Origin of the sequence: Streptosporangium album, assembly GCF_014203795.1 — a bacterium.
In the GTDB taxonomy this organism is placed as follows: domain Bacteria; phylum Actinomycetota; class Actinomycetes; order Streptosporangiales; family Streptosporangiaceae; genus Streptosporangium; species Streptosporangium album.
In genome coordinates this window covers 3266719-3281183 of sequence record NZ_JACHJU010000001.1, presented here as the reverse complement: position 1 = coordinate 3281183, position 14465 = coordinate 3266719, and the positions used below count along the sequence as shown (strand labels likewise).

Annotated in this window: 19 protein-coding genes and 1 tRNA gene; 10 read left to right on the top strand and 10 right to left on the bottom strand. The window is 68.4% G+C overall.

All coding sequences use genetic code 11. The annotated features are described in order from the left end of the window. Nucleotides 1-63: 63 nt before the first annotated feature. Nucleotides 64-519 carry a GatB/YqeY domain-containing protein gene (locus FHR32_RS15660; protein WP_184754981.1) on the bottom strand — a complete coding sequence of 152 codons (456 nt, stop codon included), beginning with the start codon at nt 517-519 and terminating at the stop codon, nt 64-66. Nucleotides 520-599: 80 nt separating this feature from the next. Between FHR32_RS15660 and FHR32_RS15655 the strand changes: the two genes are divergently transcribed. The 4 genes from FHR32_RS15655 (at nt 600) to FHR32_RS15640 (ending at nt 2673) form a co-directional block, all read left to right on the top strand. Next, the gene (locus FHR32_RS15655) at nt 600-1523 is read left to right on the top strand and encodes a metallophosphoesterase (RefSeq protein WP_184754980.1); all 924 of its coding nucleotides are present in this window, start codon (nt 600-602) and stop codon (nt 1521-1523) included. Nucleotides 1524-1556: 33 nt separating this feature from the next. Further along, nucleotides 1557-1630, top strand: a tRNA-Pro gene (locus FHR32_RS15650). A 65-nt stretch (nt 1631-1695) separates the two neighbouring features. Continuing rightward, complete coding sequence (locus tag FHR32_RS47260; protein WP_376773319.1) at nt 1696-2190, top strand: VIT1/CCC1 transporter family protein; 495 nt, start codon at nt 1696-1698, stop codon at nt 2188-2190. 177 nt (nt 2191-2367) lie between these two features. Further along, a complete protein-coding gene (locus FHR32_RS15640; RefSeq protein ID WP_184754978.1) occupies nt 2368-2673 on the top strand; it encodes a hypothetical protein in 306 nt (101 codons plus the stop codon). 140 nt (nt 2674-2813) lie between these two features. Here the strand turns inward: FHR32_RS15640 and ypfJ are convergent, their stop codons facing one another. The 3 genes from ypfJ to FHR32_RS15625 all read right to left on the bottom strand — a co-directional run bounded on the left by ypfJ (nt 2814) and on the right by FHR32_RS15625 (nt 4606). Continuing rightward, nucleotides 2814-3707, bottom strand: a complete 894-nt coding sequence (gene ypfJ / locus FHR32_RS15635; RefSeq protein WP_184754977.1) for a KPN_02809 family neutral zinc metallopeptidase — start codon at nt 3705-3707, stop codon at nt 2814-2816. Between the two features lie 336 nt (nt 3708-4043). Continuing rightward, nucleotides 4044-4286, bottom strand: coding sequence for a hypothetical protein (locus FHR32_RS15630; protein ID WP_184754976.1), 243 nt, complete (start codon nt 4284-4286; stop codon nt 4044-4046). After that, entirely contained in the window at nt 4283-4606 is a 324-nt protein-coding gene (locus FHR32_RS15625) for a hypothetical protein (protein WP_184754975.1), read from the bottom strand. Before FHR32_RS15625 ends, FHR32_RS15630 begins: the two co-directional genes overlap by 4 nt. Nucleotides 4607-4783: 177 nt before the next feature. Here FHR32_RS15625 and FHR32_RS15620 point away from each other — a divergent pair, with 177 nt between their 5' ends. Continuing rightward, the gene (locus FHR32_RS15620) at nt 4784-6055 is read left to right on the top strand and encodes a YibE/F family protein (protein ID WP_184754974.1); all 1272 of its coding nucleotides are present in this window, start codon (nt 4784-4786) and stop codon (nt 6053-6055) included. A 336-nt stretch (nt 6056-6391) separates the two neighbouring features. Continuing rightward, on the top strand, nt 6392-7162 hold the full coding sequence (locus FHR32_RS15615; RefSeq protein ID WP_184754973.1) for a COG4705 family protein: 771 nt from the start codon (nt 6392-6394) through the stop codon (nt 7160-7162). 472 nt (nt 7163-7634) lie between these two features. Here FHR32_RS15615 and FHR32_RS15610 read toward each other — a convergent pair whose 3' ends face one another. The 6 genes from FHR32_RS15610 to FHR32_RS15585 form a co-directional block, all read right to left on the bottom strand. Next, nucleotides 7635-7892: a phosphatase PAP2 family protein gene (locus FHR32_RS15610; protein WP_184754972.1), complete on the bottom strand. Its 258-nt coding sequence runs from the start codon at nt 7890-7892 to the stop codon at nt 7635-7637. Between the two features lie 386 nt (nt 7893-8278). Beyond that, entirely contained in the window at nt 8279-8941 is a 663-nt protein-coding gene (locus tag FHR32_RS15605) for a potassium channel family protein (RefSeq protein WP_184754971.1), read from the bottom strand. Nucleotides 8942-9358: 417 nt separating this feature from the next. Then, nucleotides 9359-9583: an STAS domain-containing protein gene (locus FHR32_RS47255; RefSeq protein ID WP_376773369.1), complete on the bottom strand. Its 225-nt coding sequence runs from the start codon at nt 9581-9583 to the stop codon at nt 9359-9361. A gap of 31 nt (nt 9584-9614) precedes the next feature. After that, complete coding sequence (locus FHR32_RS15595) at nt 9615-10727, bottom strand: NAD(P)/FAD-dependent oxidoreductase (RefSeq protein ID WP_184754970.1); 1113 nt, start codon at nt 10725-10727, stop codon at nt 9615-9617. Between the two features lie 73 nt (nt 10728-10800). Continuing rightward, nucleotides 10801-11337, bottom strand: a complete 537-nt coding sequence (locus FHR32_RS15590; protein ID WP_184754969.1) for a sigma-70 family RNA polymerase sigma factor family protein — start codon at nt 11335-11337, stop codon at nt 10801-10803. Between the two features lie 21 nt (nt 11338-11358). Next, complete coding sequence (locus FHR32_RS15585; protein WP_184754968.1) at nt 11359-11889, bottom strand: DUF2867 domain-containing protein; 531 nt, start codon at nt 11887-11889, stop codon at nt 11359-11361. 239 nt (nt 11890-12128) lie between these two features. On the opposite strand from FHR32_RS15585, the gene FHR32_RS15580 reads away from it, so the two are divergent. The 4 genes from FHR32_RS15580 to FHR32_RS15565 all read left to right on the top strand — a co-directional run bounded on the left by FHR32_RS15580 (nt 12129) and on the right by FHR32_RS15565 (nt 14462). Next, entirely contained in the window at nt 12129-12302 is a 174-nt protein-coding gene (locus FHR32_RS15580; RefSeq protein WP_184754967.1) for a hypothetical protein, read from the top strand. A 10-nt stretch (nt 12303-12312) separates the two neighbouring features. Beyond that, nucleotides 12313-12909: a TetR/AcrR family transcriptional regulator gene (locus FHR32_RS15575; protein ID WP_184754966.1), complete on the top strand. Its 597-nt coding sequence runs from the start codon at nt 12313-12315 to the stop codon at nt 12907-12909. A gap of 320 nt (nt 12910-13229) precedes the next feature. Beyond that, nucleotides 13230-13514, top strand: coding sequence for a hypothetical protein (locus FHR32_RS15570; protein ID WP_184754965.1), 285 nt, complete (start codon nt 13230-13232; stop codon nt 13512-13514). A 39-nt stretch (nt 13515-13553) separates the two neighbouring features. After that, nucleotides 13554-14462, top strand: coding sequence for a hypothetical protein (locus tag FHR32_RS15565; protein ID WP_184754964.1), 909 nt, complete (start codon nt 13554-13556; stop codon nt 14460-14462). Nucleotides 14463-14465 lie beyond the last annotated feature (3 nt).

The window sequence follows — 14465 nt, the reverse complement described above, 5'->3', positions numbered from 1 at the left end:
GTCTCGGGGAGGGCTCCGATCCCTTTACCCCACCTGACCGCGCCAGGCGGGCGTGCGGCCCTCTCAGGCCGTCAGGCGGGCACGTACGGCCTGCGCCACCCGACCACCCTCCGCCCGGCCCGCGACCTTGGGGGTCAGGACCTTCATGACCTGCCCCATGGCCTGAGGCCCGGTGGCACCGCTCTCGGCGACGGCCTCGTCCACGAGCCTGCCGAGCTCCTCGTCGGAGAGCTGGGCCGGGAGATACGCCTCCAGCACGGCCTGCTCGTCCACCTCGGCCTGCGCCTGCTCCGTCCGGCCGGCGCCGCTGAACGCCTCGGCCGCCTCGCGGCGCTTCTTTGCCTCCTTGGCCAGCACCTTGACGATCTCGTCGTCGGAGAGCTCGCGCGCCGACTTGCCCGCGACCTCCTCGACGTTCACCGCCGCGAGGGCCATGCGGATCGTGCGGGTCCGGACCTCGTCCCTGCTCTTCATGGAAGCCGTGAGATCGGCCTTCAGCCTGTCTTTCAATGCGCTCATGCGGTCCATCTTGCCGTCTCACCAGCTCCGCCGTATCCCAAGTTTCCTTCAGGGAGCGTGATGTCGGGCATGATGAGAAGGTGAGGAAAGCAGCTGCGGTTCCCCTGTCCCTGTTCGGCGCCGGTCTGGCCGGCCTCGCCTACGCCTCGGTCGTCGAGCGCAACGCGTTCCGCCTGCGGCGTTTCGACGTGCCCGTCCTGGAGCCCGGCCAGCGGCCGGTGCGCATCCTGCACCTGTCCGACCTGCACCTCACTCCAGGCAGGCGGATGCTCATCAACTGGGTCCGCTCGCTGGGCGACCTCAAGCCCGACCTGGTGGTCAACACCGGCGACTCCATCGCCCACCCCGACGCGGTCGGCCCGCTCCTGCACGCCCTCGAACCGCTGCTGTCCCGGCCGGGCCTGTTCGTCTACGGCTCCAACGACATGTACGCACCGCGCCCGAAGAACCCCGTGCGCTATCTCTGGCGCACCTCCAAGGGTGAGCACGGCCAGAAGATCCCCTCGCTCCCCTGGGACGAGCTGGGCGCCGGCATGGCCGTCGAGGGCTGGCTGGACATGAACAACACCACCGCCCGGATCAAGGTCGGCGACCTCGACGTGGCCGTGGGCGGCATCCACGACTCCCACATCAACCTGGACCGCTACGACCTGATCGCCGGCCCCGCCCCCGCGGAGGCCGACCTCCGCCTGGGCGTCATGCACTCCCCCGAGCCCCGCAACATGACCCGCTTCGCCTCAGACGGCTACCAGCTGCTGCTCGCCGGCCACACCCACGGCGGCCAGCTCTGCGTCCCCTTCTACGGTGCCCTGGTCACCAACTGCGGCATCGACCGGGCCCGGGTCAAGGGCCTGAGCCGCCACGACTCCGCCTACCTCCACGTCTCCGCCGGCCTGGGCACCAGTCCGTATGCCCCCGTCCGGTTTGCCTGCTTCCCCGAGGCGAGCCTCCTCACCCTCGTACCCCGCCGCCGAAGCGACGCAAGCACCCGCGAAGTCCGCTAGACTTTCCCAAGCACGAGCAAGACCGACGTGCACCGGGGTGTGGCGCAGCTTGGTAGCGCGCTTCGTTCGGGACGAAGAGGTCGCAGGTTCAAATCCTGTCACCCCGACGTTGATTCCCGAGTTCAGGGGCCTGGTCGCTGGAGACAGCGACCAGGCCCCTGATCATTTGGCCGTGTGCCTGAACCTCTCCAGGGGTGCCGAGGAACTCCGCGAGGAACTCGGACTCGACCCTGAGGAACTCTGCTCGCCGTGGTCAGCGGCCGTGTCCAGCCTCATCGCCTTCGCCCTCGGCGCCGTCGTGGTTGTCCTTCCCCACCTGTTCGGCTCCGGCACCACCGCGCTGGTCACCGCGGTCGTCCTGGCCGCCGTCGCCCTGTTCACGGTCGGCTCTGCCCTCGGACTGCTCAACGGCAGGCCACCTCTGCGCTCTGGCGCACGCCAACTCCTCGTCGGCGGAGGTGCCGCCCTGGTCGTGTACCCCATCGGGCACGCGGTCGGCACCGGCGGCGGCCGACCTGGCCAACTCGCTGGACCACAAGGTGAAGGGTGTGTCCCTACCACGCGATCAAGCCTCACCCGCAGATGCCGCTACCAGCGGCAAGCCGCCGGAGAACGACGAAGATCACGATCCGCGGCTGGAGTAATGGGAATAGGATCCAGCCCCTAACGAGTCGGGGTTCCCTCCGGCCCTGCCGCGCACCGCTTACCTGCGTGGATGCGCTGCCACGCGGGCGCACGGCCATTTCAAGGTCGCTTAGTTGGGGCGTCTAGCGCTTGATGTCCGATCACCATCAAGGGCAACCGGGCGAACCTGCTCAAGGCGGCCATCGCCGCCTGCACCGCCATGATCACCAGCCGTGCGGCCGACCACGTCGCTCAAGAGCGTGGGCACGGACGAATCAGCCGGTGGAGTACCTGGGTCACCGACGCCACCACCCTGGAAGGGATCGACCTACCCCACGCCGCGCAGCTCGCCTGTATCCGCCGTGATGTCTTCGACCTGGACGGAACGGCGCTGAGCCAGGTCATGGCCACCCTGCGCAACCTCGCGCTGAGCCTGCTGCGCCGTACCGGCGTCACCGAGATCACCCGAACGGTGCAGTTCATCGGACGCGACCGGATGCGAGCCCTCCACCTAATCTCTACATAGAGTCACGGATACCGATCATGGGCCGACTTTGAAACGGCCGTGCGGCTGCACCGGCTTCGCATCCGACTGCGGGGCGTCCGTCTCCGCCGCCCGGATCCTGTTCCGAAACGATCCGCAGATCCGTAAAGAGGCGTGCGCTGTCAAATACCGCCGGAGAAGGTGTCGCAGCGACCAGGGGCGCCGGTCTCGTAGCCGGTGGTGAACCACTTCACCCGCTGTTGTGAGCTGCCGTGCGTCCAGCCCTCCGGGTCAACCCTGCCCTGGGCTCGCCGCTGGATCCTGTCGTCGCCGACCGCCGCCGCGGCGTCCAGTGCTTCCTGGATGTCGGCGGAGGTGAACGGCTTTTCATAGAACCCCGTGTCGACTGCGTTCTTCGCCCACACCCCGGCGTAGCAGTCCGCCTGAAGCTCCAGCCGGACCGAGGCGCTTTGCGCGCCCTGCCGGTCGTTGCCGGCCCGCTTGGAGGTGCCGATCAGGTTCTGCACGTGGTGGCCGTACTCGTGGGCTATGACGTACGCCTGGGCGAACGGTCCTCCCTTGGCTCCGAAGCGGCTCTCGAGCTCGTCGAAGAAGCCGAGGTCGAGGTAGACACGACTGTCGGCGGGACAGTAGAAGGGGCCGACGTCCGAGCTGGCCCGGCCGCAGCCGGTGTTCACGGCCCCGGTGAACAGGATGGTCCTGGCGGTGCGGTACGGCTGCTTGTCGCGCTCGGCGAACGCGCCCTGCCAGTATTTCTGGACGCTGTTGACCACGCCTACTACGCGGCACTTGTCCGACTGGTCGGCGTCACTACCCTTGCGGCACTTGCTGCCCAGATCCGAGGTCGGTGCCGCACCGACGGGCCGGGAAGCACCACCATCACCACCGCCCAGCAGCGCGGCCGGATTTCCCCCCAGGAACAGCGCCACAACCAGCACGATGACGCCGACGACACCACCACCGATCACGACGCCCCCACCGGGGAACCCGCCGCCTCCACCACCGATGTCCTCCACCTGGGAGGCGTCGAGGTCCACGTCATCGCGGAAGTCCATCGGAGCCACTTTCTCTGGGCAGGATCCTCAGGGCTCCATTCTGTCCTGATCGGCAAGCCCACGGAACTGCGAACTCTCCATACGGCGTCGGCCCGCCGAAGCCCTTCGGGCCGGTCCACGCGGCACGCGCGGTCTACCGCCGTCGAAAGATCAGGCCGCTCAGCTTAGGACCAGGCTGTCCCCAGGCGAGGCGAGCAGTTGGCCTGAACCTCGGTGTTTGCCAGCCCCGCCCGTTCGTGGTCGGCCTCGACGCGCGGAAAGTGGGACGCGAGTTCAAACAAGGACCGGTCAGCTTGCCGAAATGAGGTGTCGATTGGCGAAGAGTCAGCTTTGACGCTATCCATAAGATGCATTTTTTTCTGAGACCCCTCCCAGAAGGGTGGTCGCGTACGTTCGCCGGCGGTAAAGGCGCTCGTCGCGGTCGATGGACGCCGGCCGGACCGTGATCGCCGCCGCGATCGCCCCTTCCTGGTAGGTCAGGAGCGCCTGCTCGGCCGCGGTGATCGCGGACCGTGCGTCGGCGGCGCGCAGGCGGACCGTCATCGTGTAGTTGAACTGGCGGGCGAGAAAGACCTTCATCGTGTCGTTCGGCGAGCACTCGTGCCCCTGGCGGCCACGACGTACAGCTCCCGTGTCTGGCCGAGACGCTGGCGGCCGTTCTGGACGAGCCCGAACACGCTCCGGGTCACCTCGTCGGCGGAGACCGGCTCCGGCGGGCTGTCCACAGGCTGTGCACGGGTGCCGAAGAGGAGGTCCCGCGAGATTCCGAAGACCCTGCCGTAGAGGAGCTGGTATCGCTCACCCGGAAGGTGCCGTCCCGCCTCCCACTTCTTGATCATGCGCACGAGGTTGTCGAGGCCGGGCGGGACACCGTCGCGGCGCCGCCACCGAGCAGGCACTGTTGGCACCGTCTCGCCAACCGTGCGCTGGAGGGTTCCTCCCAGCTCGCCGGACAACGCCCCATCTCATGAACCGGGGACCCGGCGGCCTCCATCACGCCGGCGTAGGGCGACACGGTCACCTTAGCGGTGCGGTACTTTCCCCTTTCCTCGCCGCTAAGGAGATCCTTCTCGACCATGGGTGCCAACCATTCACACGGCCCAGCCGCCCCTAGCTCCCGCGGCACGGTGTGGGCGACGCTGGCCGTCATCGTTCCCCTGGCGCTGGCCACGCTGACCGCCCTGATCTGGCTGTGGCCCACTGAGCGCACCTCCACCGGCCAGCCATCGGCCAGCCTGCAGCAGATGACGGGAACGATCACCTCCATCACCCTCACCCCCTGCATCGAGGAACCTCCCGCAGACGGCCAACCCCGCGGCCAACGGCCACCGGCTGACCCCGCCACCTGCGGCGAGGCCAAAGTCGACCTGACCAGCGGGCCGCAGGCCGGCCAACGTATCGCCACCCAGTTGCCCAGCGGCCCCGGCGCGCAGATCTTCACCGCGGGCGACGACGTGGTGCTGATCTACACGCCGAAAGGCATTCTTGATGTGCCGCCCTACCAGATCTCCGACCACGACCGGTCCTCACCCCTGGGACTGCTCGGCGCCGCCTTCGCCCTGGCCGTGATCGCCTTCGGCCGCTGGCGCGGTGTGACCGCGCTCATCGGGCTGGCCATCACCTTCGTGCTGCTGCTGATGTTCGTCATCCCGGCCATCCTCGCCGGACAGCCACCGCTGCTGGTCGCCATCGTCGGCTCGGCGGCCATCATGCTCACCGTGCTGTATCTGACCCACGGCTTCACCATCCCCACCTCGATGGCCGTGGTCGGCACCTTGGTCAGCCTCAGCCTCACCGGCGCGCTGTCGGTGGCCGCCATCGGCCTGGCCGACCTTAACGGCATCACTGACGAAAGCTCCTTCTACCTGGACATGAACTATCGGATCAACACTCAGGGCCTGCTGCTGGCCAGCATCATCATCGGCTCCCTGGGCGTGCTCGACGACGTCACCGTCACCCAGTCGGTCACCGTCACCGAACTGGCCCACGCCAACCCCGGCTATACCTTCGCCCAGCTGTACCGGGCCGCCGCCCGAGTCGGCCGCGCCCACATCGCCTCAGTGATCAACACCATCATCCTCGCCTACGCGGGCGCCTCCCTGCCGCTACTGCTGCTCATCAGCGTCGGCGACCAACCCATCGGCGAGGTATTGACCAACCCGGTCATCGCCCAGGAGATCGTCCGCAGCGTGGTGGGCACCATCGGACTCATCGCCGCGGTTCCCATCACCACCGCCCTGGCCGCCCTGGCCGGCACCCGGCGCACCACATCCGACCACCAACCACCCCCCACAGCACGCCACCGACGACCAATGACCCCCCTGTCCGACTCGATCACCCAGCCGTAGCGGCTTCACTACAACCGTCTTGCCCGCCGGCGCTGGGTGGGCTTCCCCTCATACAGAGCTTGGTCATGGTCCTCGACCAAGCTCTGTCCATCGCCCTGGATCCGTAGGTGCGGTACGGCCAGAGGGGTCTTAGTGATGTTGGGGGCACGAACCGCGTCGTGAAGTTGCGCGAGCCGCTCAGGTTGATTTCAGCTTCACAAGCCTATGGTCGGGACGACGGATCCATGCGAGGGGCCGGATCCAGCAAGACATTGCAGTCATCTCCGGCGTACACCTGTGGCATTCACCCATAAACCCTGGTGATGTCCGCGTGCGTACCCCGGGGACAGGGGGAAAATGAAGAAGCTTCCACAGATCACCTTGGCCTTCTGGATCATGAAGATCGCGGCGACGACCCTGGGAGAAACAGGTGGAGATCTTCTCGCCCAGACGCTGAACGTCGGTTATGCCGTCAGTTCGATGATCCTGGTCGGGCTGTTCCTGGTCAGCCTCGTGACGCAGCTGAGGGCGGAGAAGTTCCATCCGGTGCTCTACTGGACCGTCATCCTCTCGACGAGCACGGCCGGGACGACCATGTCGGACTTCATGAACCGCACCGCCGGGCTCGGCTACGCGAGGGGTGCCCTGGTCCTCATCACCGCCCTCGCCGCGGTGTTTCTTCTCTGGAAGTTCAGCGGTCACTCCTTCCACGTCGAGCGGATCAGCACTTTCGGCGGCGAGCTGCTGTACTGGACGGCGATCCTGTTCTCCAACACGCTGGGCACCTCGCTCGGGGACTTCCTGGCCGACGACTCCGGCCTTGGCTACGCGGGAGGAGCACTCCTGATCGGCGGCCTGCTGGTGCTGATTCTCATCGCCAAGTACTTCACCCGGGTCTCCGTCACGCTGCTGTTCTGGATAGCGTTTGTCCTCACCCGCCCGCTCGGCGCTACCGTGGGTGATTTTTTCAGCAAGCCCGTCGTCAAGGGCGGCCTCGGCTACGGGACGATCGGCTCCTCGCTGGTGCTCCTGGCCGTCCTGGCCGCGCTGATCGTCCACACGATGTGGCAGCAGCGGAGGAAGGAGACCTTGCCCGACGCGGAGCAGCCGGTGAGTGCGATCGGCTGATCGCGACTCCGCGGAGGTCCGTGGAGTGGACCCGGCGCCCGGGTGTGCCCCGGTGGAAGACGCGATCAGGTTATGTTCAGGTGGCCGGTGCCAAGCTGACGCGTCATGACCACCTCACACGAAAAACCTCGGCACCATGCCCCGAGCGGCCGGATGCTCAACAAGGTTCCAGAGATCACCCTCTACTTCTGGATCATCAAGATCCTGTGCCTGGTCGTCTACCTGAGCATCACCAGCGGCGGGCGTTGTCCAGCCGCGGGGTCAGGATGCGCTCCGCGACGGTCGCGGCGACTCCGGCGGTTACGGCGGTCCCGCGGACGACGACGGGAGGCGTTCCGGTTGTGTAAAGGCCGGTCCGGCACGCTGCAGACCAGGTCGGGGTCTTTGGAAGGCCGGCCGTACGCCCCTCTTTCCGCATGGTCCGGAGTGCTCTCAGACACCGTCGGCCACATCCTGCGCCCTCCCTGTCGATTTACCGGGTTCCGAGCCCGGCGGTGCTCGGTATCCGGTCGATCCAGCGGTCGATGCCGCCCCGCAGCGCGATTACGGCCGAGGTTCCGGCGGTGGCGGCCAGCATCGAGCCGATCACGTCAGTGGGGTAATGGACGCCGAGGTACAGGCGCGCGATCGCCTGCGCGACCACGAGAACGATGCCGACGGAGACGACGATGAGGAGCAGGGGCAGCGGGCCCTTAAGCGACGAGACCACCGCGGTGACGCGTCTGTCCATGCCGCCCACATTAGGAATGCGCAGATCAGGGCATCCTGAGCGCCAGGTTAACTCGGTGCTTAACTTCCCGGGGCTCGGTGCGGGCGAGGCCATGGCCGCGGCCGTCGCCGCAGCTCTGCCTGCTCCAGCGATGTCAGACGAGGACTGTCGGTTCTCACCGCTCTGCTCGTTCTGCGCGTCGCCGCCCTGGTCGGACACGAACCGCCCGCAGCCGTACCCGGTGACCCGCGCTGAGCTGCACAGGTGGCATCGTCTGACCGTCATTTGACCGTGGGACCCGGCGTCGCCAAGAGGTATTCATGGTCGTCGCCGGGCAGGCCTTTAACGGCTTCCACCTGCGCCTTCGCCCACGATTGACGGTATGACCAGTGATGGGGACGAACGGCTCAGGGCAGCTCGGCGAACCGTTCCACCTGGTCGACCTTTCCCGCGATGACGATGACGTCGCCGTAGGCCAGAACGGTCTCCGCTCCGGCATAGGTGAACTCCTCGTCCTGCCCCTTGACGCAGACGACGGTCACACCGTACTTGCGGCGGAGGTTGGACTCGCCCAGCGGGACGCCGATGTATTCGCGCGGTGGGCGGATCTTGACCAGCGCGTAGTTCTGGTCCACCTCCATGTAGTCGAATATCCGCCCGTTGAGCAGGTGCGCCACCCGCTCGCCCATGTCATGCTCAGGCAAGATCACATGATGGGCGCCGACGCGCTGCAGGATGCGGCCGTGCTCGCGGCTGACGGCCTTGGCCCAGATGTCGTCGACCTCCAGCTCCACCAGCAGGGAGGTGGTCAGGATGCTGGCCTCGAGGTCGGTGCCGATGGCCACGACGGCCCGGTAGAAGTCCGGCACCCCGAGCTGGCGCAGCGCTTCCAGGTCGGTGGAGTCGGCGGTGGCGACGTGGGTGAGCCGGCCGGCCATGCTCTGTACGATCTTGGGCCGGCTGTCGATGGCCAGCACCTCGGTGCCCCGGTGGGCGAGTTCCAGGGCGAGGGAACTGCCGAAACGGCCGAGCCCGATCACCACCACGGGGTCGTTTCTACGGTCGGCCAATGATGGTCCTCTCCTCGGGCGGCTCGTGGCGACGGATGCACCCGCGCGGCGCGAGCGCGGAGAACAGAGTCAACGGGTCCCTCCAACCGGCGGACGTCGGCGGCGTGTCCAGGACGCGCCCGGCGCGCCGGCCCCGGCGGAAGCCCTCAGCGGAGTGCCCGTCAGTCGCCCGGCAGCCGTGCCCGGACGGGCCCTGCCAGGCGGGCGATCAGCCGACTGCCGTACCTCCGGTGCCTCCGGTGCCTCCGCCCGAGCCGTCGCCGGACGACGTTGCCGTCCGGACTTCCGGCACATCGCGCATACGGTAACAGCAGACGCGAGATGAGCGGACATATGGGTTCCTGATAAGAATTCCAATGATTCTGGCGAATTTTAGGCCGATGCGCTCATATGAGGGGGACGGGCACGGCATGGCGGTCACCGCAGCCACGGTGCGGCCATACGCGGTGAACCATCGGAAACCGGGTGCCGTTTCAGGCGTCGGGCCATCCGAGGGAGTGGACGTCGCCCGCGGACCCCGCTGAGCACCAGCTGTCCTCCGGCGTCTCTCATGCCGCGTAGCGCCCCTATGAGAACGCTCAACCCTGAGGAGTCGCAGAACGTGAGACCTTCCGTGTCGACGACGACACGCGGTGGGGTGATGAGCGCCGCCGCCTCCGGCCAGGAGCGGCGACTAGAAGGAGGTCGGCAGAGCCGGATACCTCTGGGAGAGGATCGTGCCCCTCACGATGCTCTCCTTATACAGTGCCGCCGGCCTTCCGGTGAGCACGGCCTCGCGTGGGCTGTCGTCGGCGTGGACGAACTGGATGAGCCCGTCCCGGCGGCCGAGGCTGATGCACTGGTTGACGTAGCGGAACCGCAGCGGCCGTGGTTCGCGGCCGGCCATCCGGGCGGCGATGGCGTGAACCGCCTGCTGCGCGGACGGCAACCCGGTCGCACAGGCCATGCGCGGTTCCTGCCCGCCCGGTCTGCGTACGGCTGCCGCGTCCCCGACTCCGTAGATCTCCGGATGCGAGACCGAGCGCAGCGTCTCGTCGACGACCATGCGCCCATGACCGTCGACGGCGATCCCGGCCTCACGGGCCAGGTCCGGCACCCGGAAACCCGTGGTCCACACGACCGTGTCGGCGCCGACGTGCTCGCCTCCCTCCAGCACCAGACCGTCCGCGCGGACCTCGGTCACCCGCGCGTTCTCCCGGACCTCGATGCCCAGGCGGCCGAACGTCCGCCGGAGATAACGCCGGGCGCGCTCCGACAGCGCGCCGCCCAGCATCCCGTCCGTCACCAGCCCGACCTTCAGTTCCGGGTAGGTCTCGGCCAGTTCGGTGGCGGCTTCGATGCCGGTCAGCCCGCCACCGGCCACGGTGACCGTTCCCCCTTCACGCACGCGATCCCGGAGGCGTGACGCCTGCTCCGCGAGGGCGACGCCGTAGGCGTGCTCGGCGGCGCCGGGAACGGAGTCGAGATCGGCCCGGCTGCCCAGGGCGTAGACCAACGTGTCGTAGCCCACCGCCTGCGGCGTCCGTGCCAGCCGTACGGTCCGGTCCGCCGTGTCGATCCCCGTCACCCTGTCGACGACGAGCTCGATCCCCGTGCCCCTGAGCGAGTCCTTCAGCGGCAGGTCCCGCAGCCGCTGACCGGCGGCGAGCTGGTGCAGCCGCACGCGCTCGACGAACCGGTCACCGGCGTTGACCAGGGTGATCCTGGCGCCCGTCCGCTTGGCCGCGAGCTTCGCGGCGAGGAGCCCCGCGTAGCCGGCGCCGAGGACCACCATGTGATGTGCCATTTCCTTCTCCCTTCGTCCGCCCTTTGAACCGGCGACCGGGGGAGTCCGTGACAGCGATCCCTTATGAGCTACGTCACATCGACTGCGCCGCGAGGAAGGCGAGCTTGTCTGGGTTGAGGGCCGTACGGACCGCCACGATCCGGTCGCCGTCGAGTTCGAGGACGGTGACGAAGGTCGGCGTCCCCGCGTCCCGGGCGATCAGCGCGGGTTCTCCGTTCACCGAACCGATCACCATCTCCAGGGGCGTCACCTTGGGGTGCCTGGCCAGGCCGCTCAGGTAGCGCATGATCCTGGCGCGGCCGATCACCGGGCGCTGAGCCGCCGTGGTCTTGCCGCCGCCGTCGGCCCAGGACACCACGTCGTCGGCCTCGGCCGCCTCGCCGAGCATCCGGTAGGCCAGCCCGAGCAAGCGGGGGCGACTTGCCACGAACTGATCCAGTTTGGTCATGGCGTCCAGTCTGTCACCGGCCGGTCCGGTCTCCGCTGCGATGACGACGCGGGGAGTTCCGCCGGTGAGCGACATCACCGACGCGGCCTCCGCCCCCGTCGCCGCGCTCGAACCCGGCCGGGCGGCCCGTCCGCTCTCGATCCGGCGCCTTTCTGCCGTCATGTGGCCCCACGGCTCCGCCCGTCACCGTGCCGGCCCGCGCAGGCCGGACGGATGGGCCCCGCTCGTCCCGGCACGGGCCATGCCGCGGATCACCAGGTAGTGGAACGGGCGGATGGCGGCGAAGTAGAGCGGCCCCGTCCAGTGGCGATGCTTGACGACGGTGACCATGCGGAACCGGTTCCGGCCGCCCCCGGCCTTCTCGGCGACGATCGCCAGGAAGGACGCGAGATGGGAGTCGCTCGCCTCCAGCAGCAGGAAACGGTCGTCCTCCCCGTCGACGACGGTGAAGAAGCCGATCCTGCGTCCCGGCGTGAACGGGATCTCCTCCGGCCGCAGGTGGGATCCCGGCTTGACATCGGCATGGGCCAGGCGCAACAGACGCGCGAAGATCCTCCTGACCTGATACAGCGCCCGTACCCACCCGGGCGCCCATCCGGTGGAGCCCGCGACGAACTTGCGCAACCTCACCTCCCCCTCGACGGTATGCACGTCCACATGGTCCGCGCCGTCGAGCACGGGGCGCAGCGCGGGCAGATCGATGAGCTCGGACATGGTCCTCCTCGGACGGCGGCGCAGGGAACCCCGGCCCTCCCGGTGGTCCCGTACAGCGCAGCCAGTATTAGAGAGCTTAATCTAGAATAAGCTCTCTACCAAAAGGGGTGGGGCGGCTCCGCCTGGGCATGCGGTCATGTCGCGCTCCCCCGCCTCCCGGCTCCGGCCGCCGGGCTCGGCTTCCGCGCCGCCCCACGGGCACGTCGCAGGTCATCCGAGGTCGCGGCGACGGAGTCGAGGTGTTCGGCCTGGACACGCCCGCGGGCGCTCGGCTGGAGGAGACCCGGCGCTTCTTCGCCTTCCTCCGCGACGAGGTCCCCCGGCTGATGCACAAGTGGAACGAACTGAACGCGCGGGACGAGCGGGGAACCCCCTTCAAGAGACCTCTCTCTGATACGGACCGGAGCCGATAGCCTCGATCCCATGGGAAGACCGGCTCAGCACGACATCGACCGGCTGCTCGACGCCGCCGCCGAACTGGCGGCCGAGAGCGGCCCGAGCGCGGTGACCGTGGCGGCGGTCGCCCGGGTGGCGCACGCCCCGAGCGGTTCGATCTACCACCGGTTCCCCAGCCGTTCCGCCATGCTCGCCGCCCTCTGGCTGCGCACCGTCGACCGGTTCCAGGAAGGGTTTCTGGCCACCCTGGAGACCGGGCCGCCGGAACAGGCGGCCCTGGACGCGGCCCGTCACGTCGTGAGCTGGAGCCGCGCCCACCCGCGGGAGACACGGATCCTGCTGTACGGCCCCGCCGACTTCGACAGACCCAACTGGCCCGACGAAGCACGCGAGCACCTGAGACAGAGCAACGGCCGGGTCGCGAGCGCCCTGCGCGATCTGGCCGCCCGCCTGGGGAAACGCGAGCCGCACGAGGTGGAACGGCTCTTCCTGGCCACGGTGGACCTTCCCTATGCCACGGTGCGCCGCCATCACCTGTCCGATGAGCCGATCCCCGCGTACGCCGAGGACCTCGTCGCCGACTGCACCGCCGCTCTCATCGCCGAGCCCTCGGAAAGATATTGATGTTTTCCTGACGACCACTCTTTCCGGAGAGAACAGGCGTGAAAAAAGCGTAAATATTATTGCCCGATCAGCGGAGAGATCCCTAGTTTTAGGTGATCACGTGCACCCGGCACGACTGCTGACGGAAGGCGATCATGGGGGAGACCGGCGGCATGCCCTCTCACGCGCACCCGAGCGACCCGGCTCGCGACGACGGGACATGCCCGTGGACGGGAGGGCCGCCCCCGGAAGGACGGGGAGGGTCCGGGACACAGGAAAGCGCCCCCTTCCCCTGGCCCGGAGGCCCCTTCACCCCACCGCCTCCCGCGTCCCCGCACGAGGTGACCATCGAGCGTGGACGGCTGCGCGAGATCGGGAAGGGGCTCCCCGAGGCCGCCAGGTCGTTGGACAGGGCGATCGGGAACATCGTCGGGCTCACCGTCGCAGAGTCGGCGTTCACGTCCTTCACCTTCTCCCTGGCCGTCGCCTACGGCGAGATCGAGGCGTTCACCCTCCGGGAGCTGGGTCACCGGGCCGAGGACATCGCGGTGATGGGAGAGATGGCGGGAGTCTCGGCCGCCACCTGGGCGGACGCCGAACACGCCGGCGCTCTCCGGGCGGTCTGATGACCGGCCCATCAGCGAACGCGCCGGTGAACGGGCGCGATGTTTGACGGCGGCGCCGGGCTGGCCAGGCTGGGCCTGCAGACGGGGACCGGGGCCGCGCTCACCCTTTCCGCACTGGGAGTGCCCGGGGGATGGCCGTTCGTCGGCAAGTTCTACGTGCACCAGTACGACCCCGAGGCGTTCTGGGAGGGGGCCGAGGTCTGGCGCGGAGTCGTCACGGATGTGCGGGCCGCCAGGGAGCGGATCGGTGACCTCGTCTCCGGCGTCTCCCGGGACGGTTGGAGGAGCGAGGACGGCAGGGCCTTCCAACGTCGCATGGACGCCTTCCTCGACGACCTGCTGGGCATCGAGATCCGGGCGTCTCTCATCGCCGCGGTTCTCTACGTATCCGCAGCCGCGATGGCCGGAATGATCGTTTTCATGTGTTCCGTCGCGTCGGCCATGGCGGCGACCGCGGCCTGGGTCCTCCTCGCCGCCCTCCCCCCGCTCAGCGCCGCGAACGCGCGGATACTGGCGACGGACGCGTTGAGAACGCTCTTCGGCACATTCGAGGCGGTCGAATCCGGATTCGACACCCTGCTCCACACGTGCGCCGGTCTCCTCGGGGCCGCCGTCGCCGGTGACATCCTCGCCGAGTCGGCGGCCGGCGACCGCAGCGCGATGACGGACTCCGTCCAGGCCACCGTCTCCCAGAGCCCCATGCTCGTCTGGGGCACCCTGAACAGGGTGGAGCGTGATCTCACCGCCCACGGCATCGGCGGACGGTTCCCCGGTGGCCTCTGGGGCCGCGGGTCCGGCTCCCGCGTGGGCCTGCCGCTCCCGCCCGGGCTCCCGCAGGCCGCGGCCGTCAAGGGTGCCAACGACATCTCCGGCAACCAGCAGACGGTCACTGGGCCTTACGTCCCGGAACAGAATCCGGACGGCTCCCACACGTATCCATGGGAATGAAGG

Coding starts and splice junctions, on each gene's coding strand:
- FHR32_RS15660 (WP_184754981.1), bottom strand. CDS start 519: ATGAGCGCATTGAAAGACAGGCTGAAGGCCGATCTCACGGCTTCCATG.
- FHR32_RS15640 (WP_184754978.1), top strand. CDS start 2,368: ATGATCACCAGCCGTGCGGCCGACCACGTCGCTCAAGAGCGTGGGCAC.
- ypfJ (WP_184754977.1), bottom strand. CDS start 3,707: ATGGACTTCCGCGATGACGTGGACCTCGACGCCTCCCAGGTGGAGGAC.
- FHR32_RS15630 (WP_184754976.1), bottom strand. CDS start 4,286: ATGAAGGTCTTTCTCGCCCGCCAGTTCAACTACACGATGACGGTCCGC.
- FHR32_RS15620 (WP_184754974.1), top strand. CDS start 4,784: ATGGGTGCCAACCATTCACACGGCCCAGCCGCCCCTAGCTCCCGCGGC.
- FHR32_RS15615 (WP_184754973.1), top strand. CDS start 6,392: ATGAAGAAGCTTCCACAGATCACCTTGGCCTTCTGGATCATGAAGATC.
- FHR32_RS15610 (WP_184754972.1), bottom strand. CDS start 7,892: ATGGACAGACGCGTCACCGCGGTGGTCTCGTCGCTTAAGGGCCCGCTG.
- FHR32_RS15595 (WP_184754970.1), bottom strand. CDS start 10,727: ATGGCACATCACATGGTGGTCCTCGGCGCCGGCTACGCGGGGCTCCTC.
- FHR32_RS15590 (WP_184754969.1), bottom strand. CDS start 11,337: ATGACGGCAGAAAGGCGCCGGATCGAGAGCGGACGGGCCGCCCGGCCG.
- FHR32_RS15585 (WP_184754968.1), bottom strand. CDS start 11,889: ATGTCCGAGCTCATCGATCTGCCCGCGCTGCGCCCCGTGCTCGACGGC.
- FHR32_RS15575 (WP_184754966.1), top strand. CDS start 12,313: ATGGGAAGACCGGCTCAGCACGACATCGACCGGCTGCTCGACGCCGCC.
- FHR32_RS15565 (WP_184754964.1), top strand. CDS start 13,554: ATGTTTGACGGCGGCGCCGGGCTGGCCAGGCTGGGCCTGCAGACGGGG.